Here is a 21,286-nt window from a genome sequence, read left to right as displayed (position 1 = left end):
TCGGGGCCGGCCTCGCTTTGGCCCCTGCAAGGCTGCCGCAATAGCTCAGTCGGTAGAGCACGTCATTCGTAATGACGGGGTCGGGGGTTCGAATCCCTCTTGCGGCACCAGCCTTCTCATTGAACTGAATGGAACATCTTTGCGTGGCTTGAGCGCCGGCGAAAGGAACCGCCGGGTAGCCGCGCAGATGCTTTGGTCGGCCCTAGCCTGTGTGCTCACCGTAAACGCCAAGCTTATGTTCAGTCTATCGGCGATAGGCGGCATCCACCCGAACCGATATTCGCGAATCTCGATCTTCCCTCAGGATTATTCATCACGTCCGAAACATCAGCGGTGATTCTTGGTTTGTGCTCACCGGCCGCGGACCGCATCTGCGGAAATATCTGACTTTACAGGACCAAAGAGGATTGGCGTAGACGCCAACGCCATTGTTTGAACCAGCTCCGCTAGTTGATGATGGCATTCGCGACATGTTTATGCAGGACATTCCCAAGGTAGCCAAAGTCGCGAAAGGGCTCGCGCTTTATGCGTCCGCGAACGACAAAGCATTGCAGCTCTCTAAGCGAGTTGCCGGAAACATCCCGCGTGCAGGAGACGTGCCTCCCTCCGGTCCGATCATTATCGCATCGGTTTCGACCATCGATGTAAGCGCGATTGGCGACGAACTGTTCGGGCTAAATCATAACGCGTTCGCTACAACGCGAAACGTGTTGAACGACCTTAAGATACTTATCGAAACAGGGGCCAAACCTCCGAGGTTGGCCGAGATTCGGGGTTATCCGGAGCCTCCGCAGAAGCCTATCTACTTCCGTTATAGCCCCTAGATCTCGATCACCGCGCCTGTTGGGGCCGCCCCACTCCTGCCGTGACCACAACAACGACGACCTCAGCGCCGCGCGCCGACCGCGAAGCCAACCTGGACCGAAAGGCGCATCATCAGCGAGCTGCATCGCCACGGCATCTACTGGTAGGCGCCTCCTCCCCATCAAAAAGCAAATGGCCGGGCGAGAGCCCGGCCATGACGTTTTGAGGAAGTGTTTCGATCGGCTTACTGCGAGACCGTCTGCACCACGCTTCCGATCGGACGCGTGTTCGTGCCCGCGGTCGGCACCTTCATGTCCTTCATCAGCGCCTCGTCATATTCCGGCAGCGTCTGGAATGTGGTCTTGGCCTTCATCTGCACGATCTTGTAGCCGCCGGCCTTGAGCCGCGCGAGCAGCGCCGGCATGGCTTCACCGGTGTGCTTCTGGAAGTCGTGCATCAGGATGATGCCCTTGCCGAGCTTGTCGAGCCTGGTCATCACGGTTTCGACGATCTTCTCCGGCGTCGCGCCCTTCCTGAAGTCGAAGGAGTCGATGTCGGTCGAGAACATCGCGACGTTGCGGGTGCCGAAATAGGTCACCATCGCCGGATTGTGCTGAAGCTGCGGGAAGCGGAAGAACGGTGCCGGGTTGGTGCCGAGCGCGAACCGCACTGCGCTAAAACCCTTCTCGACCTCGTCCTTGACTTGGCTCTCCGTCATCTTCTTGCTGTTCAGATTGACATGCGACCAGGTGTGCGTGCCGACCGTGTGGCCCTGGGCCAGCACCTGGCGCAGGATTTCCGGATGGTAGGTCGCGTGCTTGCCGACCGAGAAGAACAGGCCCTTGGTGCATTCATCCGCGAGCGCCTTCAGCACCGCGGGCGTGTTGACCGGCCACGGACCGTCGTCGAAAGTCAGCACGACCTCCTTGTCGGTCAGGAAGTCGAACTGCTTGAAGTGCTCGAAGCCGAAGCCCGGACCACCTGTCGTGTCGATCTCGACCACGCGGGACACACCCAGCGCGTTCGGATTGGCGCAGGCCTGCTTCGGCGGCACCGGCATGGCCGGGGCGGGCGCAGGCGCGGGTGCCTGGGCAACGGCCGTCGGCTTCGCCGCGATCGTCGCGGTGGTCGCGACGTCGTCCTTGGCGGCGATTTTCGCCTGTGCCGGCAACGGGTCGGCGGCACGGGCGGCAACTGTCTTGGGGGCGCCCTGATCGGCGCTCGCGGAATAATAAAACCAACCGCCGGCGGCGATCACGACCGCCGCAACTACACTGGCCAGCATCAGGCCCAACGCATTACGCATCGCTACTCTTTCCAATTACGCAACCAAACCGGCGGAATTTCCCGCGGGAAGAGCCATTAATGCGAAGGAACAGTTAACGTGACACCAACACGACAGCGGATGCGGAGGAATTTCAGCGAGGTGCGCCAAAGTGACCGAGGTCACAGAGGGCGGGCCGCTCGTGACCGTCATCACAGTGGAAACGGTTTTGCTGGAGCATCGTAGTTCCCATTAACAACGGGCCCGCTGCGGCGGCGCCAATGGGAGCTTCAAATGATCACGTCGTTCACTGCCAAATCCCTGAGTAGCAAGATCCGCGACACCGGCCTGGCGCTGGGTTTTGCCGCCATCGTCTCGATCGTCTCGACGACCTCGAGCTTCGCCTTCACGGCCGAAGCGCAGCAGATGTGCACCGGCGATGCCTTCCGCCTGTGCTCGTCGGAGATCCCCAACATCCCCAAGATCACCGCGTGCATGATCAAGCATCGCTCCGATCTGAGCGCCGGCTGCCGCGCGGTGATGGACAAGGACCTCGCCAAGGGCGCCTCACGCAAGGTCGCTGACGCGCAGGACAAACAGTAACGCGCAGCGTCGCAAGAGTTGCGATTTAAGAGCTCCCCTCGCGATGCGCTCCGGCGTCAAGCCGGGGCTACGCGGCGGTGTCATGCAGCCTGCCAATAAAGCCGTTGCGGCTCAGGGATCGTCGCACTAGCTTCGCCCGCACATTCTTCCGGGTAAGAGGCATTACGCGATGACCAGATTTCTTTTTGTTGTTTCCTTGCTCCTGTGCGCATCCGCCGCGTCCGCGCAACAGCAGCCCGGACATGACGCCTGCGCGCGCGATGTCAGCCGCTTCTGCCGCGCCGTGATGAATAATGGCGATGGCGCCGTGCTGGCGTGCCTGAAGCAGAACCGCACGCGCCTCAGCAAGCCCTGCGACAAGGTGCTGACGGATCACGGGCAGTGATTGTCATTCCGGGCGCGCGGATCTCTCCCCAGCGTCGTCCCGGCCTAGTGCGCAATTGCGCACGGGGGCCGGGACCCATACCGCGTGATGTATCGATTGAGCGCGGCTAGCTGTACCGCGCGCTAACACCGCAACTCCGAGTCTTCGCCAAATTTCTGCCTGTGGTTATGGGTCCCGGCCTTCGCCGGGACGACGGTGGAGGCTGACGAGAGGACTAAGTGCTGCTCCCCGCCGCAGTCGCGACCACCGGCAGCACCTCTCCGCCCGCGCGGTCCGGCGTCTCGTCCTTCCAGCGTACCGAGCCGAACGGGCGCTCCAGCATGCGGCGGACGCGCACCGGCTCGGGGCCGATGTGGAAATCGATCGCCTGCTGATGCAGCGCGCGTTCGGACAGGGTCGAGCGGTTGCGCTGGCGCAAGTAATCGAACCAGGTCGGGCAGTGATAGCGCTCGGTCCACAATTCGGGGTCGGCGATGTCGCGCGCGATCGACCAGCCATAGGCGCCGTTGCGCTGCCGTGAGAGCTGTACGTCCTGCATCACATTGTGGAAGGCGCGCGCGTTCTCCTGGGCGACGCGATACTCGATCTCGACCACCAGCGGCCCGCTGCGGCCGGTGAGCGACAGCCGGACCTCGGGATCGGCCAGCACCTCGGCATCCTCGTTGCGGGCGCCGACGCGCGGCATCGTGAGCCAGATTCCGAGCAGCGGCGAGAGCAGCATCAGGCCTGCGGCAACGAGCAGCGCGACCTCGACGCCGGCATAGTCGGTAAGATGGCCCCAGCCCCAGGCGCCGATCGCGATGCCGCCGGAGATCGACGCCTGGAACGCCGCCAGCGAGCGGCCCGCGACCCAGCGCGGCGCCGAGAGCTGCACGCCGATATTGAACAGCGCGACCGCCGCCATCCAGACCGCGCCGGCGAGCACCAGCGCGGTGGCGGTCAGCACCGGCTCCGTGCTCACCGCGAGGGCGGCCATCGCGAACGCCATCGAGATGGTGCAGGCGCGGATCGCGGCCTCGCCGCTCATGCGCTTGCGGAGTTCGTGGATGTTGAGCGCGCCGACCACCGCGCCCATGCCGAAGGCGCCGAGCATGATGCCGTAGGTCTGCGCGCCGCCATGCAGGAGGTCGCGCGCGACCAGCGGCATCAGCGCCATGATGGCGCCGCCGATCAGGCCCATCACCAGCGTGCGCAGCAGCACGATCTTGATCGGCGGCGAATTGGTGATGTAGCGGAAGCCCGAGACCATGGCGCGGTTGAGCTTTTCCCGCGGCAGGCGCGACGGCTCCACCGAGCGGCGCCAGAGCAACAGCACCACCAGCAGCGGCAGATAGAGGATCGCATTGCAGGCGAAGGCGGCGACTGCGCCTAGCGCGGCGACGATGACGCCGCCGACTGCCGGGCCGAAGCTGCGCGCGATGTTGTAGCTGATGCCGTTCAGCGCGACCGCGGACGGCAGGGCTTCCGGCGGCACCTGCTCGCTGACCGAGGATTGCCAGGCCGGCCCAAACAGCGCGTTGCCGCTGCCGACGACGAAGCAGAAGGCAAGCAGCATTTCCGGCGTGATGAGCTTGAGGCCGGCGAGGATCGTCAGCGCGCTCGCGCCGGTCAGCGCGATCGCGAGCGAAACCAGGGTGACGACGCGGCGGTCATACATGTCGGCAATGGCGCCGGCCGGCATCGAGATCAGCATGATCGGCAGCATCAGGGCGGTCTGCACCAGCGCCACCTTGTCCGCCGAAGCCGCCATCTGCGTCATCGCCCAGGCCGCGCCCACGCCCTGGATCAAGAGGCCGAGATTGGAGAGCAGGCTGGCGAGCCAGATGCGCCGGAATACGGTGAACCGCAGGGGGGCGGCGATGCCCTCGCCGGCGAATTTCTGACGGTTCGGCTGCTCGGTCATATCCCCTTCCATATGGGCTGGCAGAAGTGGTCTTTGGGTGATTCCGGCAAGGTCAGTGATGCCCGCGAAAGTCCTTCGCTGTCCAGTGGTTAGGCCGGTATAAGCGGTGCAAAGATGGTTTTGCCGGGGAGGAACAGATGAGGCTGTCGCGACGGACGATCCTGCTGGGGGCGGGCAGCTTGCCTTTCGCGGCTGCGAGCTTGCGGACAGGCGCGCTGGCCCAGACGGCGCCCGCACCGCAAAACGCGGAGGTGCCGCCGATCCTCTTCGTCCACGGCAATGGCGAATACGACGCTCTCTGGATGACGACCTTGTGGCGGATGGAATCCAACGGCATCGCGCGCGATCGCATGATGGCGATCAATTTTACCGATCCGCTGGCGCGCAGCGACGACAAGGTCGAGCAGCCGAACCGCTCCTCGACCGAGGGCCAGCGCCGCGAGCTCACTGCGGCCATCACTGAACTGAAGCGCCGGACCGGTGCGGCGCGCGTGGCGCTGGTCGGCAGCTCGCGCGGCGGCAATGCGATCCGCAACGTCATCAAGAACGGCGGTGCCGGCGATGTCAGCCATGCCGTGCTGTGCGGCACGCCCAATCACGGCTTGTTCGCGACCGACGACCAGCCGAACTACGAATTCAACGGCCGCGGCGCGTTCCTGCGCAGCCTGAACGAGGGCGAGAGCGAGGTGACGCCGGGTGTCGCCTTCCTCACGCTGCGCAGCGACGGCATGGACAAATATGCGCAAGCCGACGGCCGTTTCATCGGCAAGCCGGGAACGCCGACCAATGTCACTGCCGAGGGACCGGAGCTGAAGGGCGCTACAAATCTCGTGCTCGGCGCGCTCGACCATCGCGAGGTGGCGTTTCACCCGCGTGCCTTCCGCGAGATCTACAAGTTCATCGCCGGACGCGAGCCCCAGCGAATTGCGGTCGTGCCGGAGCAGAGTGTCCGCCTCAGCGGCCTCGTCACCGGCACGCCGGGCGGTGTGCAGACCAATCGCCCGGTCACGGGTGCAACCGTCGAGATCTTCCGCGTCGATCCCGATACCGGTGAGCGCAAGGGCGGCGCCGTGCACAGCGCCAAGACCGGCGCCGACGGCCGCTGGGGGCCGGCGCAGGTCGAGCCGTCCTGGTCGCTCGAATTCGTCCTGGCGGCGCCGGATGCGCCGACCACGCACATCTATCGTTCGCCCTTCCCGCGCTCGTCCGACGTCGTGCACCTCCGGCCCGCGCGCCCGCTCGGGCCGGCGGACAAGGACGCCGGTGCGATCGTGATCATGTCGCGTCCGCGCGGCTATTTCGGCCTGCCGCGGGACGTGGTGCTGTTCGACGGCAAGGAGCCGGCCGACGTCAAGCCGGGCGTGCCCACCGATGCGGCAGCAACATTGCGGCTTCCAGCCGCCGAGATCGGGCGTAACATCGTGGCCCAGTTCGGCGAAGAACGGATTGTGGCACGCCTCTGGCAGGCCTCCGAGAACAGGATTGCGATTGCCGAGATGACTTACTAGCTATTGATCTGCGCCAGATCTGCGGGAGCGAGCCATGAATATCGCCAGCGTGCGTCGGCCCATCGTCCCCCCGGCTCCGCCGCGTGCGCCGGACGACATGTCGTTCCTTGGTAAGCTCGCGGTGATCCGGCAGAACATGATCGCGACCTGGGCGCAGCGCGCCTATGAGGAAGACGTCATCAAGGGCCGCTTCTTATTCCGCAACAGTTTCATCCTGAACCAGCCCGATGCGATCCGGCATGTCCTGCTCACCAATTACGAGAATTACACGCGCACGCCGGCCGCCATCCGCATGCTGCGTCCGGTGCTCGGCGAAGGTCTTCTGATCGCAGAGGGTCATTCCTGGACGTTTCAGCGCCGCACGCTCGCGCCGGCCTTCACGCCGCGCGCGACCGCGAACCTCGTCCCGCACATGACCGCGGTGCTCGACGAGACCATCGCCAAGCTCGACGCGCGCACGAGCGAGCCGGTCGATCTGCGCGAGATCATGCAGCGCATGACGCTCGAGATCGCCGGGCGCACGATGTTCTCGTTCGGCATGGACCGGCACGGCGCAACCTTGCGCAATTTCGTGATGGAGTACGGCGAGCGGCTCGGGCGTCCCTACTTCCTCGACATGCTGCTGCCGGTCTCCTGGCCGACCCCGATGGATCGTGCCCGTGCCCGTTTCCGCAAGCGCTGGACCGAATTCGTGTCGATGCTGATCGCCGAACGGCGCCAAATGGGCAAGAAGGACGGCGCGCCGCCGCGCGATTTGTTCGATCTCATGGACGAAGCGCGCGACCCTGAAACCGGCAAAGGCTTTTCCGACGCGCAGCTCATCGACGAGGTCGCGACCATGATTCTCGCCGGTCACGAGACCACGGCGACGACGCTGTTCTGGGCGCTCTATCTGCTCGCGCTCGATCCGGAGACGCAGGAGGAAGTCGCCTCCGAGACGCGTGGCGAGCATCTCGACAGCATCGCCGACATCGATCGCCAGAAATTCACCCGCGCTGTGATCGAGGAGACGATGCGGCTCTACCCGCCCGCGTTCCTGGTCGCGCGTGCCGCGCGCGAGAAGGACAATGCCGCCGGCGTCGAGATCGGCAAGGGCGACGTCATCATGATCGCGCCGTGGCTGCTGCACCGGCACGAGAAGCTGTGGGATCAGCCGAACGCGTTCATTCCCAAACGTTTCATGTCGAAAGAGCCGCCCGACCGCTTCGCTTATTTGCCGTTCGGCGCCGGTCCGCGCGTCTGCATCGGCGCGCCGTTTGCGCAGGCTGAATCCGTGCTGGCGCTGGCCCGGCTGATCGGTGCCTTCCGCGTCGAGTTGGCCGATACGACGAATCCCGTGATCCCGCATGGCGTCGTCACCACCCAGCCGGACCACTCACCCTTGTTCCGCATCACGCGTCGATGACAGGCGCTTGTCCGACCGATGGCGTGATTCAACAGAGATAGAGCCCCGCCATGAGCGACATCCAGGCCCAGTTTTCCGTTCTGAAGCAGACCGCCGATGCGAAGGTGGTCGATGCGATTGCGGATCTCATCGAGCAAGGCGAGGATCACGAGCTCAACCGCGTCAACGTGCTCGATTTCTCCACCCAGCGCGGTCTTGACGAAGAGCGCGTGATCTCCGCCTTCCTGCATTCGGCGCGGCTCGGGCTGTTCGATCTCGGCTGGAACGTGCTGTGTCCGGGCTGCGGCGGCGTGCTCGGGGCGCACTCGACCCTAAAGGCGCTCAAGCCCGATGATTATCACTGCGCACTCTGCGCCTGCGGCTACAAGGCCTCCGTCGACGACCAGGTCGAGGTCTCCTTCACCGTGAACCCGCGCGTGCGGCGCATCGCGGCACACGATCCCGACACGCTTCCAGTGTGGGAATATTTCAAGCAGGTGTTCTGGAGCTCCGGCGTCGACTTCAACAAGGAATCGTTTGCGACTCTGGCCAACGAGGTGACGCTGGACACCATGGAGCTGCCGGGCGGCGAGAAGGCGACCATGTCGCTGCAATTGCCGAGCGACTTCGTCATCATCTTCGAGCCGGTGACGCACGCCGCCCATTTCATCGACGTCCAGGGCGAGCCGACCAAGGACCGCCAGCAACTCGCCATCATGTACAACAAGGTGCAGGCGCCGACGGGGACCACGGTGATGCGGCCGGGCCCGCTCAGGCTGTCGCTGGAGAACCAGGCCGGCGTGCGCGTGCTGCCGTCGGTGTTCATCGCGGCCGAGGCGCTTCACCACTTGATAGGCAAGCGCAAGCCGTTCCTCACCGCCAAGCGGATGCTGTCGAACCAGACGTTTCGCGATGTGTTCAAGGCCGACAATCTCAGTCTCGACCAGCGGCTGCAAATCACGTCGCTGACTTTCCTGTTCACCGACCTGAAGGGCTCGACCGCGCTCTATGAACGCGTCGGCGATCTCGCCGCCTTCGATCTCGTGCGGGCGCATTTCCACGCGCTGCTCGAGATCATCTCCTCCGAGAAGGGCGCGGTGGTGAAGACCATCGGCGATGCCGTGATGGCGACCTTCATCCGTCCCGAGCACGCGATCGTCGCGGGTTTGCGGATGCGCGCGGCCATGGACGAGCTCAACAAGCAGCGCGGCACCACCGATCTCATCGTCAAGATCGGCATCCACGAGGGCCCGTGCCTCGCCGTGATGCTCAACGAGCGGCAGGATTATTTCGGCCAGACCGTCAACATCGCCGCGCGCGTGCAGAGCCTGTCGACCGCGCAGGAGATCCACATCACCGGACCGGTGGCGGATGCGCCGGCGGTCGCCGAACTGCTCCAGCAGCGCGAGATCAAGCCGATCCAGAAACAGGCCGCGCTGCGCGGCATCGCCGACAAGATGGTGGTGTACGAGATACCGTGAGGGACGGGTGATGCAGCCGCATTCTCCGTTATCGTGAACGGAGCGCCATGCGCTCTCCAGCGTCGTCCTGGCGAAAGCCAGGACCCATTACCCCAGGGGGGAGTTTGGCGAAGACTCCTCGTTCGGTACTTCCACCGCGCACACTCTATAGATTCCGCGGTATGGGTCCTGGCTTTCGCCAGGACGACGTCAGTGGAGCCCAGATTGCCGAAACGTAATGCGCGCGCGAAACTGACGCACGTTGCGCCGGTTGAGTTTCCTGCTCATATAATGCCTGTAGCCGCCGCACCCCGCGGCGGCATCGATTTTGGTAGGACCTTATGCTCGACGGCCTGCGCCAATTCATCGCCGACATTGTTGCCCCCCATGCGCAGGACCGCGCATTCGGCGACAACGATTATCGGCTCGCGGCAACTGCGTTGCTGGTCCACGTGGTCTCGCTGGACGGCCAGCCGAGCGCGGCCGAGCAGCGCAAGCTGCACAGCCTGATCGAAAGCCATTTCGGGCTCGATCGCGGCACGGCCGATCGCCTGATCGCCGATGCGACTGATGTCGAGGGCGAGGCCGTCGATCTCTATCATTTCACCAGCGTCATCATGCGCTCGCTCGACGAAGCGGGCCGCAAGCGCATCGTGCAGATGATGTGGGAGCTGGTCTATGCCGACGGCCAGGTCTCTGAGTTCGAGGACAACGTCGTCTGGCGCGCCTCCGACCTGCTCGGGATCTCGCAGCGCGACCGGATCGAGCTCAAGCATGCCGTTGCGGAGCGTGCCGGTGGGCAGGTGCAGGACAGCGCCGTCGGCGGTTGATCCGCGCAAACCGGCCGACGGCCGGTTGTGCTGATCACATGACGAAACTTTAATGTGGGCGATCACCACGCGGATTCGCCCGTAAATTCCCGGGTTTTCTGCTTTCCCCTGATGTCCGCTCAAGCGGCCATGCGGCCGGCGGCGCTTGCCTGCCGCGCACGGCCTATGCTCTCGTTCCGCCATTGCGGGACCAAAAACTTCAATTCAAGAGACATCGATCGTGACTGAGCGGGTAACGTTGATCACCGGCGCCTCGGCGGGCATAGGCACGGAGCTGGCGCGTGTGTTCGCCGCCAACGGACACCGCCTCGCGCTGACGGCGCGGCGGGCAGACCGGCTGGAGGCGCTCGCGAGCGAGCTCGCCGCCAAGGGTGGCAAGAAGCCGATCGTGATTGCCTGCGATCTTCAGGATGCTGGCGCCGGCGATCAGATCGCCGCAGCGCTCAAAGCCGAAGGCGTCGAGGTTGATCATCTCGTCAACAATGCCGGCTTCGGCGTGTTCGGCGATGCCATCGAGTGCGACCGCGCCGAGCAGGTCGGCATCGTCGATGTCAACGTGCGGGCGCTGACGGATCTGTCGCTGCGCTTTGCCGATCAGCTGATCAGGAACAAGGGCGGACTTCTGAATGTCGGATCGGTCGCCGGCTTTCTGCCCGGCCCCGGCATGGCCGTCTACTACGCCTCCAAGGCCTATGTGATTTCCCTCACCGAGGCGCTGCGGGCAGAGCTCGCGCCGCGCGGCGTTCGCGTCACCGTCCTTTGCCCGGGTCCGGTGCCCACCGAATTCCAGGCGCGTGCCGGTGTCGGGTCCGGGCACAATACGGCGCTTCTCAACGTTTCGGCTTCCGACGTTGCCCGGCAGGCCTATCACGGCCTGATGGCCAACAAACGGGCAGTGCTGCCGGGTCTCGGCATCAAGATTGTGCCGTTCGCGCTGCGGTTCTTCCCGCGCGGCTTCATCCTGTCCGCAACCAGCCGGTTCCAGCGGCAGAGGCACTGACAACAGCTTGAAGCGCCCGTAGTGGCCCGGAGCTTGCTTCAATCGTACGGCGTGTGTGCGCAAACTCACACGATTTTAACCATCGCTTAGCTATGCTGGCGGTCTGAACTGATAGCACTCGCAGAGGCCATGTCGTTCCGGACGGACAGGTTTGGTGGCGCAGAGGTGGTGCCCTTCCGAAAGAGGGCGCCGAGCGCCGCCGCCTCCGAAAATCGGTTGCCGGTTCTGATCGTTCTGCACCAGGAATCCTCGACACCCGGCCGCGTCGGCAATGCGCTGCGCGCGCTCGGCCATCGCCTCGACATCCGCCGTCCCCGCTTCGGCGATCCTCTGCCCGAAACTCTCGACCGGCATGCCGGCGCCGTGTTCTTCGGCGGCCCGATGAGCGCCAACGATCCCGACGACTATATTCGTCGCGAGATCGACTGGATCGAAATTCCGCTCCGCGAGCAGCGGCCCTTCCTCGGCATCTGCCTGGGCGCGCAGATGCTGGCGATGCAGTTAGGAGCCCGCGTCGCGCCGCATGCGGAGGCGTTGACCCAGATTGGTTATTACCCGATCCGCCCGACGGCGGCAGGGCACGCGCTCTGCCCGCACTGGCCGGCGCAGGTCTATCACTGGCACCGCGAGGGGTTCACGTTGCCCGTCGGTGCTGAGCTGCTTGCGGAAGGCGATGACTTTCCGATCCAGGCCTATCGCGCCGGCAATGCCTACGGCGTGCAGTTTCACCCTGATGTGACCTACGCGATGATGCATTGCTGGACCACGCGCGGCTATGACGGCCTGAGCGCACCCGGCGCGCGCGAGCGGCATCATCACTTTGCGGACCGCGCCGTGTATGACGCGGCGGAGCGCGCCTGGCTCGATCATTTCATCGACGGCTGGCTGGCGCGGCGGCCGGTGCTGGCACAAGCCGCCGAGTAAGCTGCGCCTTCGCGCAGGCTCTTCGCATAAGGCCTTGGCGCAAGTCCTTGCCTCATCCCTGGATATGCTAGGCTCGTTCCTAACGAGCGCGCGCGAACGCGTGCCGGCAGACAAAGGGAGAGCGTCATGGGCTACGAACACATTCTCTATGAGGTGAGCGACAAGATCGCGACCATCACGCTCAATCGCCCCGATCGCATGAATGCATGGACGCCGATCATGGAGCGCGACGTGCGTCACGCGATGGAAGCGTCAAGCGCCGACGACAATGTCCGCGTCATCGTGCTCACCGGCGCGGGCCGCGCCTTCTGCGCCGGCGCCGACATGGATGCGCTGAAGGGGCTCGATCCCGATGACGTCAGGCGCGCCTCGAACCTGCCGCCATTCGACATGAACCGCCGGCCCGACTGGCAGACGCGCTACGGCTTCTATCCGTCGATCAGAAAGCCCGTCATTGCCATGCTCAACGGCGCGACCGCCGGTATCGGCCTCGTTCATGCGCTTTTTTGCGATCTGCGCTTTGCCGCCGACAACACCGTATTCACGACGGCCTTCGCGCGGCGCGGCCTGATCGCCGAGCACGGCATCAGCTGGATGCTGCCGCGCATCGTCGGCCACGCCAATGCGATGGATTTGTTGCTCTCGGCGCGCCGTGTTTCGAGCGACGAGGCGCTGCGCATCGGACTGGTGAACCGGCTCTGCTCGCCCGAGAAGCTGCGCGAGGAGACCTACGCCTATGCGCGCGATCTCGCCGATTTCGTCTCGCCGAGCGCGATGGCCGTGATCAAGCGCCAGCTCTACGAGGTCCCGTTCCAGACGCTGGCGGAGGCGACGATCGAGGCCAACAGGGAGATGATGGTGGCGCTGGCTGGCAGCGATTTCCGCGAGGGTGTGGCGAGTTTTATGGAGAAGCGGCCGCCGAGGTTTACGGGGAGGTAGGGGGAGTATTCCTCAACCAGTCCGTCTTCGCCCTGCGGGCTTCGCCGGACACCACGCTTCCCCGTTCGGGCTCTTGCGTGGCTGCGCCACGCGTAGCCCGAAGTGGTCTTGGCCAAATGCTGTTTCGATTTGCTGAACCAGTCCGTCTTCGCCCTTTGGGCTTCGCCGGACACCACGCTTCACCCTTCGAGCTCCGCGCGGCTGCGCCACGCGTAGCCCGAAGGGCGAAGCGTGGTGGAGCCAGGCGGGATCGAACCGCCGACCTCGTCATTGCGAACGACGCGCTCTCCCAGCTGAGCTATGGCCCCTTTGCTGGCCGCTCTGGTAAACGCGGCCGACAACCGGGCGCCATTTAAGTCCCTGCCAAGGTCAAGTCAAGGACGGGCGTAACCCGGTTTTAGCCATTTCGGTGCCCGAACTTCCCTTGTTTGGGCCGGGGGGAACCGATATCTAGCAAAAGGCGTCACTCCCGACCGAAGCCAGAATTTTCATAAGCCAGAGGCCTCATAAGCCATGCGTGCCGTTCTCGACATCGTCATCATCGTGCTCGACCTCTACGTCTGGCTGCTGATCGCCTCCGCGATCCTGTCCTGGCTGATCGCCTTCAACGTCGTGAACACGCGCAACCAGTTCGTGTCGGCGGTGGCGGAGTTCCTTTACCGGATCACCGAGCCGCTGCTGGCGCCGATTCGCAATTTCCTGCCGAGCCTCGGTGGTCTCGACATCTCGCCGATCATCCTGATCCTGATCATCATGTTCACCGAGCGGGTGATCCTGTACTACATCTACCCCAACGTGATCTGAGCAGGCTGGAGCGCCTTGGTTGCGAAACAAGCATCTAGGGAACCCTGGCGCTATTCGGCCGCTGGAATCAGCATCGCGCTGCGGGTGACGCCGCGCGGCGGCCGCGACGACATCGACGGGATCGAGCAATTGGCCGACGGCCGCAGCGTGCTCAAGGTGCGCGTGCGCGCCATTGCCGATGGCGGCGAGGCCAACAAAGCCGTTCTGGTGCTGCTGGCGAAGTCGCTCGGCGTGCCCAAGGCCAGCGTCAAGCTCCTGTCGGGGGCGACGTCGCGGCTGAAGCAGATCGCGGTCGACGGCGATCCGGCGCGGCTGGGCGAAGCCCTGCGCCAGCTCGTCCAAGCCAAAGCGGCAGACGCCAAATCGACAGACTGAGGAACTGACATGACCGCCAAGATCATCGATGGAAAAGTCATCGCCGCGGAACTCCGCGCCCGCGTCGCCGACGAGGTCGCCCGGGTCAAGCGCGAGCACAATCTGGTGCCGGGCCTGGCGGTGGTGCTGGTCGGCAACGACCCCGCCAGCGAGGTCTATGTCCGCTCCAAGCACACCCAGACCCAGGCCGCCGGCATGGCCTCGTTCGAGCACAAGCTGCCGGCGGACGTCTCGCAGGCAGATCTTCTGGCGCTCGTCGCAAAGCTCAACCGCGATCCGGCCGTGCACGGCATTTTGGTGCAACTGCCGCTGCCGAAGGGCCTCAACACCGAGGCGGTCATCAACGCCATCGACCCCGCCAAGGATGTCGACGGCCTGCATCCGAACAATGCCGGCCGTCTTGCCGGCGGCTTCGAGGCGCTGTCGCCCTGCACGCCGCTCGGTTGCATCATTTTGACCAAAAGCGTGCATGCCTCACTCGAAGGCATGAACGCCATCGTCATCGGCCGCTCCAACCTGGTGGGTCGCCCGCTGGTGCAATTGCTGCTGAACGAGAACGCCACGGTGACGATCGCGCATTCGCGCTCGCGCGATCTGCCGAGCCTCGTGAAGCGCGCCGACCTCGTCTACGCCGCGGTCGGCAAGCCCGAGATGGTGCGCGGCGACTGGCTGAAGCCGGGCGCGACCGTGATCGATGTCGGCATCAACCGCATCCCGAAGGAGGATGGCAAGACGCGCCTTGTCGGCGACGTCGCCTATCAGGAAGCGCTCGGCGTTGCCGGTGCAATCACGCCGGTGCCGGGCGGCGTCGGCCAGATGACAGTTGCGTGTCTCTTGGTGAATACGCTCCGCGCAGCCTGCGCGATCGCCGGGCTGCCGAAGCCGGCGGTGTAGCCGGTCGTCATTCCGGGGCGATGCGCAGCATCGAACCCGGAATCTCGAGGTTCTCAGGTGCGCAATTGCGCACCATAGTTCGCCTCTTCGAGGCGCCCCGGAACGACGGAAGGGCTCAGCCCTTCTTCTTCTTCTCGCGCTCGATGCCTTCGAGGATCAGCTTGTGCGCATCCTCCGGGCCGCCCCAGCGCAGGATCTTCACCCACTTGCCCTTCTCGAGATCCTTGTAGTGCTCGAAGAAGTGCTGGATCTGCTGCAGCGTGATGTCAGGCAGGTCGGAATACGACTTCACCTTGTCGTAGCGCTGCGTCAGCTTCGACGACGGCACCGCCAGAATCTTCTCGTCGCCGCCGGCTTCGTCTTCCATGAACAGCACGCCGACCGGGCGCACGCTCATGACGGCGCCGGGGATGATGGCGCGGGTGTTGATGATCAACACGTCGCAGGGGTCGCCGTCGTCGGACAGCGTGTGCGGGATGAAGCCGTAGTTACCGGGGTAACGCATCGGCGTGTACAGGAAGCGGTCGACCACCAGCGTGCCGGCCTCCTTGTCCATCTCGTACTTGATCGGTTCGCCGCCCACGGGGACTTCGATGATGACGTTGACGTCGTGGGGGACGTTTTTTCCGATCGAGACCGCATCGATACGCATTCAAGGCTCCGTTGTTGCCGAGGTTAAATCGCGCCCGGCAGCGATTTTGGCGCTGTCATACGCGGGCTTGGCCCGCCAATCCATCGCGTTTTTGTGAAATAATGAATCCAGCGATCACCGGCGCAACAGGCGGGCGGTATCGAAGGAAGGAAAGCGCTGCCGACCGGACTTCAGCAGCTCAATTGGTCCAAGCGAAGGCAACCTTGTCGAGTGACTTCGGCCCAAAGCGCTCCGAGGAGCGCGCCACCATGCGGCCGCCCAGGGCACGGTAGAATTCGGTCGCCGGATCGTTGTCCGAGAGCGCCCACACCACCATGCTCTTCAGGCCGCTCTGCATCAGGTCGCGGCGGGCGGCGGCGAACAGGCGCCGGCCGAAGCCGAGGCCCTGGAATTCCGGACGCAGATAGAGCTCGTAGATCTCGCCGTCGAAGTGCAGGCTGCGCGCGCGGTTGCGGCCGTAATTGGCATAGCCCGCGATCTTGTCGCCGAACACCAACACGCTGACGCGGCTGCCCTTGCGAATCGCGCTGTCCCACCACTGCGGACCGCGGCGATTGATCAGCTTTTCCAGCTCGGCGCCGGGAATGATGCCCTGATAGGCCGAACGCCAAGCTTCGTCATGCGTCGACGCCACCGCAGTTGCATCTGCAGCTTTGGCCGGCCGGACCTCGATCAGGGTTGTGCTCATGGACACGATCAAACCAAGTCGCCGCGCCGGCGGCAAGACCTATCGTTAATTATCGGTTAACCTGTGGACTTTCTGCATCAGTATTTCGGCCATGTTGTACCGAAAGAGGACAAGGCGGCGCCTTGACGGGCAACGGCCTGCTATGGGTCGGTGCAAAACTGTGTTGCGGCAACCAATGAACGGGAATGGCAACGCAGAAAGTCCGCCCAGAATGATTCGTTCCTACTAGTCTGGCGGCCGCTGTCCGTGCTCGCCTTTGGCCATTTATGCGGCTCTTCAACATCCTTGCGCTCCTGCCTCTGCTGGCCCTGCTCACCGCGTCGCCTCTGTGCGCTCAGGTCACGTTCGGTGCATCGGGTGCGGAAGGCGAGCCGTTTCGCCGGCAGGAATGGCGTGTGCCCTCGCCGGATGCCGACATCGCCGCGCATGCGCTGCTGTTTCGCCCCGCTGGTGCCGGTCCATTCCGGCTTGCGATCATCGCTCACGCTTCGACGCAAAACGGCTTGCGTCGTGCGCAAATGCCGCAACCGGAATACCGCGTGCTCGCAGCGTTCCTCGTCGCGCGCGGCTTTGCCGTGCTGGTGCCGGAGCGGCTCGGCCACGGTGCGACCGGTGGCCGCTATGTCGAGGACCAGGGCAGTTGTGATGAGCCTGACTATGAGCGCGCCGGTCGCGCGACGGCTGAAGGAATCTCGCTCGCGCTGGACCATTTGCGAAAGCAGGATTTCATCCGCAAGGATGCCGCGATCGTGATCGGACATTCCGCCGGTGGCTGGGGCGCGCTGGCGCTCGCGAATGCCGATCCAAAGGCGATTTCCGCGATCATCGCGTTTGCGCCCGGGCGCGGCGGCCACGCCAATGACGAGCCGAACCGGATCTGTGCGCCACATGCGCTTCTGGTGGCGGCGACCGAATTCGGCAAGGCGGCGCGCATTCCCGTCACGTGGTTCGTCGCAAACAATGACAGCTATTTTGCGCCGGCATTCTCGAAGTCGCTGGCAGATGCCTTTCGCAGCGGTGGCGGCAAAGTCGATTTCCGCGCGTTGCCTGCGGTCGGCAGCGAGGGGCACTGGATGATCGAGACCGACGCCGGCGCGAAAGCCGCCGGCACCGAACTCGAACGCGCGCTGAACCAGTCGAAGCCAATGGCGACCAAGAAACCATGACGTTGTACTTCCTGGTCAAATTCCTCCATGTGCTCGGTGCCATCGTCATCCTCGGCACCGGGACCGGCATCGCCTTCTTCATGCTGATGGCGCATCGCACACAGGATGCGGAGTTCATCGCGCGCACTGCTTCGGTGGTGGTCATAGCGGACGCGATCTTCACGCTGTCGGCCGTGATCCTCCAGCCGGTCAGTGGCGGCGTGCTGATGATGCTCTCCGCGACGTCGATCAGGGAGGGCTGGATGCTGGCCTCACTCGCGCTCTATGCCATTGCCGGCCTGTTCTGGGTGCCGGTCATATTCATGCAGATCGAGATGCGCGATCTCGCGCGCAAGGCTGCCGATCAGCGCACGGCGCTGCCGGAACGCTACTTTGTGCTGTTCCGCCGCTGGTTCGCGTTCGGCTTTCCCGGCTTCGGTGCGACGATGCTGATCCTCTGGCTGATGGTTGCAAAGCCGTTTTGAGCGACGCGATGAACCCAAAAACCATCCTGGTGCTCGGCGCCTCCGGCCTGATCGGCCGCTTCGTTACCGATGATCTGCGCGCGCGGGGTTTTCGCGTCGTTGGTGTGGCGCGCAGCCTGTCGCCGGCGCAGACGATGAGCGCGCTCGATATCGAGCTGCCGATCCTCTCGCGCGACGCGGCCGAGCTGACGCGCCTCCTCAGCGAGCACTCCGTCGATGTCGTCGTCAACTGCCTCGGCGTGCTCCAGGATGGTCCGGGCAGCAACACGGGCGCCGTGCATCGCGATTTTGTCGCGCGCCTGCTTCAGGCGGTCGCCGACAGCGGCCGCGCGGTCCGGCTGGTGCACATCTCGATTCCCGGCACCGCGGAGGCGGATCGCACTGCCTTTGCGACGACCAAGCGCGAGGCCGAACGGCTGATCGCGGCATCCGGCATTCCCTACGCCATCCTGCGCCCTGGCTTCGTGGTCGCACCGTCAGCCTATGGCGGCAGCGCGATGCTGCGCGCGCTCGCTGCCTTTCCGCTGGATCTCCCCGAAAAGGAGATGGCGACGTCATTTCAGCCTGTTGCCGTCGAGGATATTTCGGCCACCATTGCCTGGCTCGCCGCGCGCGAGATCGACGATGCCTCCGTCAAAGCGGTGAGCTGGGATCTGATGCAGGTTGAGCCGGTTACCATGGCCGGCGTCATCAAGCAGTTTCGCCTCGCATTCGGCACAGCCGGCTGGCCGCGCCTCCCAATGCCGTCCTTCCTGCTCGACCTCAGTGCCAAGATCGGCGATTTCGCCAGCTATCTCGGCTGGATGCCGCCGGTGCGCTCCACCGCCATTGCCGAGCTCCGTCGCGGCGTGACGGGCGATCCGTCGGCCTGGATCGCCGCTACTAGCATCGCGCCGAAGACGCTGGCTGAGACGATCGGGCGCCATCCCGCCACCATCCAGGACAAATGGTTCGCGCGGCTGTTTCTGGTCAAGGCGCTGATTGTCGCGAGCCTGGTCGCGTTCTGGCTCGTCTCCGGCTTCATCGCGCTGTTCGTGTCCTACCGCGCCGCCGCAGGTATCTTGAGCGCGCACAACTTCCCGCCCGCACTGGTCGATCCCATCACCATCGGCACCAGCCTGATGGACATGAGCATTGGCGTGCTGATCGCCTTCCGCCGCACCGCGGCCGTCGGGCTTGTCGCGGGCATTTTGGCGTCGCTCGGCTATATGATCGGCGCCGCGATTCTCACGCCCGACCTCTGGATCGAGCCGCTCGGCGCGCTGGTGAAGACCGGGCCGGCGATCGTGCTGATGGTGGTCGCGCTGCTTATGTTGGATAGCCGATAGCGTTTTCGAGCGAAGTGGATCCCGGTTCGCGTGAAGAAAACGCGTCAAAAAAAGAGAGTCCGATGCCAAGATGGCCCGACGATGACGTCATCCTGTTCGACGGCGTCTGCATCTTCTGCTCACGCTGGGTGCGCTTCGTCGCCAAGCGCGATACGGCGAAGCGCTTTCGTTTCACGCCGATCCAGTCGGACTATGGGGCGCGGCTCGCGCGAACGTTCGGCATCGACCCCGGCGATCCCGACACCAATGCGGTGGTCCATGGCGGCGAAGTGTTCATGAAGTCGGATGCCGCGCTAACGGTGCTGTCACAGCTCCCAGGGTGGGGCTGGGTGCGGGCACTATTCGCTGTGCCGAAGCCGCTGCGGGACCCGATCTACAACCTGATCGCACGCAATCGCTATCGCATTTTTGGGAAGTATGACGTGTGCTTCGTGCCGGATGCCGACTTGCGGGCGCGAGTGATCGAATAATTCGTCATTGCGAGCGCAGCGAAGCAATCCAGACGGTCACCGCGGAAAGATTCTGGATTGCTTCGCAGCGCTCGCAATGACGGAGTGTGCGGTTACGGCCTGCCCAGAGCCGCTAGCCCTTCCTTCGCCGCCCGTTCGCCGCTGTCCCGCGCGCCATGCGCCGTCGTGAAGAAGGTCGGCGACGTCGCTTCTCCGGCGAAGAACAGCCGGCCATCCACCGGCGCGGCCAGCACCGCGCGATCCCCTGCGTGCCCCGGCAACGCATGCGAATAGGAGCCCCGCGCAAAGGGATCGCGGGCCCAGCGCGATTCATACAACGGCTTCAGCTTGCGCCTGACATCGTTGCCGAGGAAACCCGCGATCTCGTCGATGCTGTGCGCGGCGATGGCGCCTTCGCCGGCGTCTTCCAGTTGGCGGGCAAAGCTGCCGCCGAAAAAGCCTTCGATGCAGGGTTGGCCGAACGGGCGGATGTGATAGGTGCCCATCTCCGTGCGCATGGTGGCGCCGCGCAAATTGCCTTCTTTCGGGAAGGCTTCTGCGTCGCCAAGCGCCAGCGTCACCTTGTCGTCGACGCCGAGCGGCAGGCCGGCGGCCGCATCGACCTTGGCGGGGAGCGGCGGCGAGAAGCGGATCGCCTCATCGGCGATCAGGTTGGTCGGGACGGTGACGATCACCTTCTCGGCGGTCAGCGTACCCCGCGACGTCTCGATGCGGATGCGTTTGCCCGAATGGTCGATCAGCGTGACGTTGCAGTTCAGCGCCACCGGGCAGGGCGCGCCATAGGCTGTAACAAGCGCGCCATAGCCGCGGCGGACGCGCCAGTTGAGGTTCGTGTCCTCATAGGCGTTCCAGTCCAGCGTGGACATGTCCTTCGATTCGCAGCCGTTGATATAGGTCGAGATCGCATCGATCATCGGATTCCAGCGATTGCCCACCTCCAGACTCAGGCTCGCGGGCTCGTCCTTGCCGGTCTGCGCGGTCTGCCAGAGGCGCTCATAGAACGCGTCCATCGCGCGCATGAAATCGTCGCGCTCGCTTTGCGGAAAGGCATTGCCATAGGCGCGCTCGCGCCAGGGCGGCAGGTCCTTGTTGAGCTCGAAACCCAGCTGCTGCGCGATTGCGACGAAGGAATTCTTGTCGGCCGAGTGAAGCCAGCCGCAGCCGACGTCGAACGTCACCTCGGGTGAGGCTTGGATGGTCCAGGCACGGCCGCCGAGCCTGTCGCGCGCCTCCAGCACGATCACGGAGAAGCCTGAGCCCGCCAGCGCATGCGCCGCGCCGAGGCCGGCGGCACCGGCGCCGATGATCGCGACGTCGACGGAGGAGGGCAGGGAGATCATGGGCGGGCTCTAGCACGTTCGCTGGAGGGCCAGAAGCCACCACGCGCATAGCCGTCATCACCCGCCCATGTGCGCAATGGCACTTCGGAGCGGGTGAGATC

22 protein-coding genes and 2 tRNA genes are annotated in these 21,286 nt (G+C 64.5%); 18 read left to right on the top strand and 6 right to left on the bottom strand.

Annotated elements, in window-relative coordinates:
* The first annotated feature begins 34 nt into the window (after positions 1-34).
* Both ACVJ19_RS12720 and ACVJ19_RS12715 read left to right on the top strand, forming a co-directional pair.
* Positions 35-110 (top strand) — tRNA-Thr (locus ACVJ19_RS12720).
* A gap of 360 nt (positions 111-470) precedes the next feature.
* Positions 471-824, top strand: coding sequence for an alpha/beta hydrolase (locus ACVJ19_RS12715; RefSeq protein ID WP_453948836.1), 354 nt, complete (start codon positions 471-473; stop codon positions 822-824).
* A 224-nt stretch (positions 825-1,048) separates the two neighbouring features.
* Here ACVJ19_RS12715 and ACVJ19_RS12710 read toward each other — a convergent pair whose 3' ends face one another.
* On the bottom strand, positions 1,049-2,110 hold the full coding sequence (locus tag ACVJ19_RS12710) for a polysaccharide deacetylase family protein (RefSeq protein WP_453948837.1): 1,062 nt from the start codon (positions 2,108-2,110) through the stop codon (positions 1,049-1,051).
* Between the two features lie 252 nt (positions 2,111-2,362).
* Between ACVJ19_RS12710 and ACVJ19_RS12705 the strand changes: the two genes are divergently transcribed.
* Complete coding sequence (locus ACVJ19_RS12705; protein ID WP_453948838.1) at positions 2,363-2,671, top strand: hypothetical protein; 309 nt, start codon at positions 2,363-2,365, stop codon at positions 2,669-2,671.
* Positions 2,672-2,840: 169 nt separating this feature from the next.
* Positions 2,841-3,056, top strand: coding sequence for a hypothetical protein (locus ACVJ19_RS12700; RefSeq protein ID WP_453948839.1), 216 nt, complete (start codon positions 2,841-2,843; stop codon positions 3,054-3,056).
* A gap of 214 nt (positions 3,057-3,270) precedes the next feature.
* Here the strand turns inward: ACVJ19_RS12700 and ACVJ19_RS12695 are convergent, their stop codons facing one another.
* The gene (locus ACVJ19_RS12695; protein ID WP_453948840.1) at positions 3,271-4,959 is read right to left on the bottom strand and encodes an MFS transporter; all 1,689 of its coding nucleotides are present in this window, start codon (positions 4,957-4,959) and stop codon (positions 3,271-3,273) included.
* A 137-nt stretch (positions 4,960-5,096) separates the two neighbouring features.
* Between ACVJ19_RS12695 and ACVJ19_RS12690 the strand changes: the two genes are divergently transcribed.
* From ACVJ19_RS12690 to ACVJ19_RS12660, 7 genes are all read left to right on the top strand, one after another.
* Positions 5,097-6,467, top strand: a complete 1,371-nt coding sequence (locus tag ACVJ19_RS12690) for a hydrolase (RefSeq protein ID WP_453948841.1) — start codon at positions 5,097-5,099, stop codon at positions 6,465-6,467.
* A gap of 34 nt (positions 6,468-6,501) precedes the next feature.
* Complete coding sequence (locus ACVJ19_RS12685) at positions 6,502-7,872, top strand: cytochrome P450 (RefSeq protein ID WP_453948842.1); 1,371 nt, start codon at positions 6,502-6,504, stop codon at positions 7,870-7,872.
* 50 nt (positions 7,873-7,922) lie between these two features.
* Complete coding sequence (locus tag ACVJ19_RS12680) at positions 7,923-9,332, top strand: DUF5939 domain-containing protein (protein WP_453948843.1); 1,410 nt, start codon at positions 7,923-7,925, stop codon at positions 9,330-9,332.
* A gap of 320 nt (positions 9,333-9,652) precedes the next feature.
* Positions 9,653-10,141, top strand: coding sequence for a tellurite resistance TerB family protein (locus ACVJ19_RS12675; protein ID WP_453948844.1), 489 nt, complete (start codon positions 9,653-9,655; stop codon positions 10,139-10,141).
* 220 nt (positions 10,142-10,361) lie between these two features.
* Positions 10,362-11,141, top strand: coding sequence for an SDR family NAD(P)-dependent oxidoreductase (locus ACVJ19_RS12670; RefSeq protein ID WP_453948845.1), 780 nt, complete (start codon positions 10,362-10,364; stop codon positions 11,139-11,141).
* Positions 11,142-11,270: 129 nt separating this feature from the next.
* Positions 11,271-12,065: a glutamine amidotransferase gene (locus tag ACVJ19_RS12665; protein ID WP_453948846.1), complete on the top strand. Its 795-nt coding sequence runs from the start codon at positions 11,271-11,273 to the stop codon at positions 12,063-12,065.
* Between the two features lie 126 nt (positions 12,066-12,191).
* On the top strand, positions 12,192-13,004 hold the full coding sequence (locus tag ACVJ19_RS12660) for an enoyl-CoA hydratase (RefSeq protein ID WP_453948847.1): 813 nt from the start codon (positions 12,192-12,194) through the stop codon (positions 13,002-13,004).
* A gap of 232 nt (positions 13,005-13,236) precedes the next feature.
* On the opposite strand, the gene ACVJ19_RS12655 is transcribed toward ACVJ19_RS12660, so the two are convergent.
* Positions 13,237-13,312, bottom strand: a tRNA-Ala gene (locus ACVJ19_RS12655).
* Positions 13,313-13,517: 205 nt separating this feature from the next.
* Between ACVJ19_RS12655 and ACVJ19_RS12650 the strand changes: the two genes are divergently transcribed.
* From ACVJ19_RS12650 to folD, 3 genes are read left to right on the top strand one after another with little or no spacing between them, the layout of a single operon-like run.
* Positions 13,518-13,808 carry a YggT family protein gene (locus ACVJ19_RS12650; RefSeq protein ID WP_453948848.1) on the top strand — a complete coding sequence of 97 codons (291 nt, stop codon included), beginning with the start codon at positions 13,518-13,520 and terminating at the stop codon, positions 13,806-13,808.
* 15 nt (positions 13,809-13,823) lie between these two features.
* Complete coding sequence (locus ACVJ19_RS12645) at positions 13,824-14,183, top strand: DUF167 domain-containing protein (RefSeq protein ID WP_453948849.1); 360 nt, start codon at positions 13,824-13,826, stop codon at positions 14,181-14,183.
* Positions 14,184-14,192: 9 nt separating this feature from the next.
* Positions 14,193-15,077 carry a bifunctional methylenetetrahydrofolate dehydrogenase/methenyltetrahydrofolate cyclohydrolase FolD gene (folD, locus tag ACVJ19_RS12640; RefSeq protein WP_453948850.1) on the top strand — a complete coding sequence of 295 codons (885 nt, stop codon included), beginning with the start codon at positions 14,193-14,195 and terminating at the stop codon, positions 15,075-15,077.
* A gap of 115 nt (positions 15,078-15,192) precedes the next feature.
* Here the strand turns inward: folD and ppa are convergent, their stop codons facing one another.
* The gene (gene ppa, locus ACVJ19_RS12635) at positions 15,193-15,729 is read right to left on the bottom strand and encodes an inorganic diphosphatase (RefSeq protein WP_247299836.1); all 537 of its coding nucleotides are present in this window, start codon (positions 15,727-15,729) and stop codon (positions 15,193-15,195) included.
* A gap of 178 nt (positions 15,730-15,907) precedes the next feature.
* Entirely contained in the window at positions 15,908-16,417 is a 510-nt protein-coding gene (locus tag ACVJ19_RS12630; RefSeq protein WP_008136728.1) for a GNAT family N-acetyltransferase, read from the bottom strand.
* Between the two features lie 266 nt (positions 16,418-16,683).
* On the opposite strand from ACVJ19_RS12630, the gene ACVJ19_RS12625 reads away from it, so the two are divergent.
* The 4 genes from ACVJ19_RS12625 to ACVJ19_RS12610 all read left to right on the top strand — a co-directional run bounded on the left by ACVJ19_RS12625 (position 16,684) and on the right by ACVJ19_RS12610 (position 19,845).
* Complete coding sequence (locus ACVJ19_RS12625) at positions 16,684-17,583, top strand: alpha/beta hydrolase family protein (RefSeq protein ID WP_453948851.1); 900 nt, start codon at positions 16,684-16,686, stop codon at positions 17,581-17,583.
* Positions 17,580-18,047 (top strand): DUF2269 family protein, encoded by a 468-nt coding sequence (locus ACVJ19_RS12620; protein ID WP_453948852.1) that lies wholly within the window; start codon positions 17,580-17,582, stop codon positions 18,045-18,047. Before ACVJ19_RS12625 ends, ACVJ19_RS12620 begins: the two co-directional genes overlap by 4 nt.
* 8 nt (positions 18,048-18,055) lie before the next feature.
* Positions 18,056-19,375 (top strand): SDR family oxidoreductase, encoded by a 1,320-nt coding sequence (locus ACVJ19_RS12615; protein WP_453948853.1) that lies wholly within the window; start codon positions 18,056-18,058, stop codon positions 19,373-19,375.
* Positions 19,376-19,437: 62 nt separating this feature from the next.
* Positions 19,438-19,845, top strand: a complete 408-nt coding sequence (locus tag ACVJ19_RS12610; RefSeq protein WP_453948854.1) for a thiol-disulfide oxidoreductase DCC family protein — start codon at positions 19,438-19,440, stop codon at positions 19,843-19,845.
* Between the two features lie 92 nt (positions 19,846-19,937).
* Here the strand turns inward: ACVJ19_RS12610 and ACVJ19_RS12605 are convergent, their stop codons facing one another.
* On the bottom strand, positions 19,938-21,185 hold the full coding sequence (locus tag ACVJ19_RS12605) for a flavin monoamine oxidase family protein (protein WP_453948855.1): 1,248 nt from the start codon (positions 21,183-21,185) through the stop codon (positions 19,938-19,940).
* Positions 21,186-21,286 lie beyond the last annotated feature (101 nt).

This window comes from Bradyrhizobium sp. USDA 376, assembly GCF_054063675.1.
The sequence above is the reverse complement of the archived record's forward strand: the minus strand, read 5'-3'. Positions and strand labels throughout refer to the sequence as shown.

Coding starts and splice junctions, on each gene's coding strand:
- ACVJ19_RS12715 (WP_453948836.1), top strand. CDS start 471: ATGTTTATGCAGGACATTCCCAAGGTAGCCAAAGTCGCGAAAGGGCTC.
- ACVJ19_RS12710 (WP_453948837.1), bottom strand. CDS start 2,110: ATGCGTAATGCGTTGGGCCTGATGCTGGCCAGTGTAGTTGCGGCGGTC.
- ACVJ19_RS12705 (WP_453948838.1), top strand. CDS start 2,363: ATGATCACGTCGTTCACTGCCAAATCCCTGAGTAGCAAGATCCGCGAC.
- ACVJ19_RS12700 (WP_453948839.1), top strand. CDS start 2,841: ATGACCAGATTTCTTTTTGTTGTTTCCTTGCTCCTGTGCGCATCCGCC.
- ACVJ19_RS12695 (WP_453948840.1), bottom strand. CDS start 4,959: ATGACCGAGCAGCCGAACCGTCAGAAATTCGCCGGCGAGGGCATCGCC.
- ACVJ19_RS12690 (WP_453948841.1), top strand. CDS start 5,097: ATGAGGCTGTCGCGACGGACGATCCTGCTGGGGGCGGGCAGCTTGCCT.
- ACVJ19_RS12685 (WP_453948842.1), top strand. CDS start 6,502: ATGAATATCGCCAGCGTGCGTCGGCCCATCGTCCCCCCGGCTCCGCCG.
- ACVJ19_RS12680 (WP_453948843.1), top strand. CDS start 7,923: ATGAGCGACATCCAGGCCCAGTTTTCCGTTCTGAAGCAGACCGCCGAT.
- ACVJ19_RS12675 (WP_453948844.1), top strand. CDS start 9,653: ATGCTCGACGGCCTGCGCCAATTCATCGCCGACATTGTTGCCCCCCAT.
- ACVJ19_RS12665 (WP_453948846.1), top strand. CDS start 11,271: ATGTCGTTCCGGACGGACAGGTTTGGTGGCGCAGAGGTGGTGCCCTTC.
- ACVJ19_RS12660 (WP_453948847.1), top strand. CDS start 12,192: ATGGGCTACGAACACATTCTCTATGAGGTGAGCGACAAGATCGCGACC.
- ACVJ19_RS12650 (WP_453948848.1), top strand. CDS start 13,518: ATGCGTGCCGTTCTCGACATCGTCATCATCGTGCTCGACCTCTACGTC.
- folD (WP_453948850.1), top strand. CDS start 14,193: ATGACCGCCAAGATCATCGATGGAAAAGTCATCGCCGCGGAACTCCGC.
- ppa (WP_247299836.1), bottom strand. CDS start 15,729: ATGCGTATCGATGCGGTCTCGATCGGAAAAAACGTCCCCCACGACGTC.
- ACVJ19_RS12630 (WP_008136728.1), bottom strand. CDS start 16,417: ATGAGCACAACCCTGATCGAGGTCCGGCCGGCCAAAGCTGCAGATGCA.
- ACVJ19_RS12625 (WP_453948851.1), top strand. CDS start 16,684: ATGCGGCTCTTCAACATCCTTGCGCTCCTGCCTCTGCTGGCCCTGCTC.
- ACVJ19_RS12620 (WP_453948852.1), top strand. CDS start 17,580: ATGACGTTGTACTTCCTGGTCAAATTCCTCCATGTGCTCGGTGCCATC.
- ACVJ19_RS12615 (WP_453948853.1), top strand. CDS start 18,056: ATGAACCCAAAAACCATCCTGGTGCTCGGCGCCTCCGGCCTGATCGGC.
- ACVJ19_RS12610 (WP_453948854.1), top strand. CDS start 19,438: ATGCCAAGATGGCCCGACGATGACGTCATCCTGTTCGACGGCGTCTGC.
- ACVJ19_RS12605 (WP_453948855.1), bottom strand. CDS start 21,185: ATGATCTCCCTGCCCTCCTCCGTCGACGTCGCGATCATCGGCGCCGGT.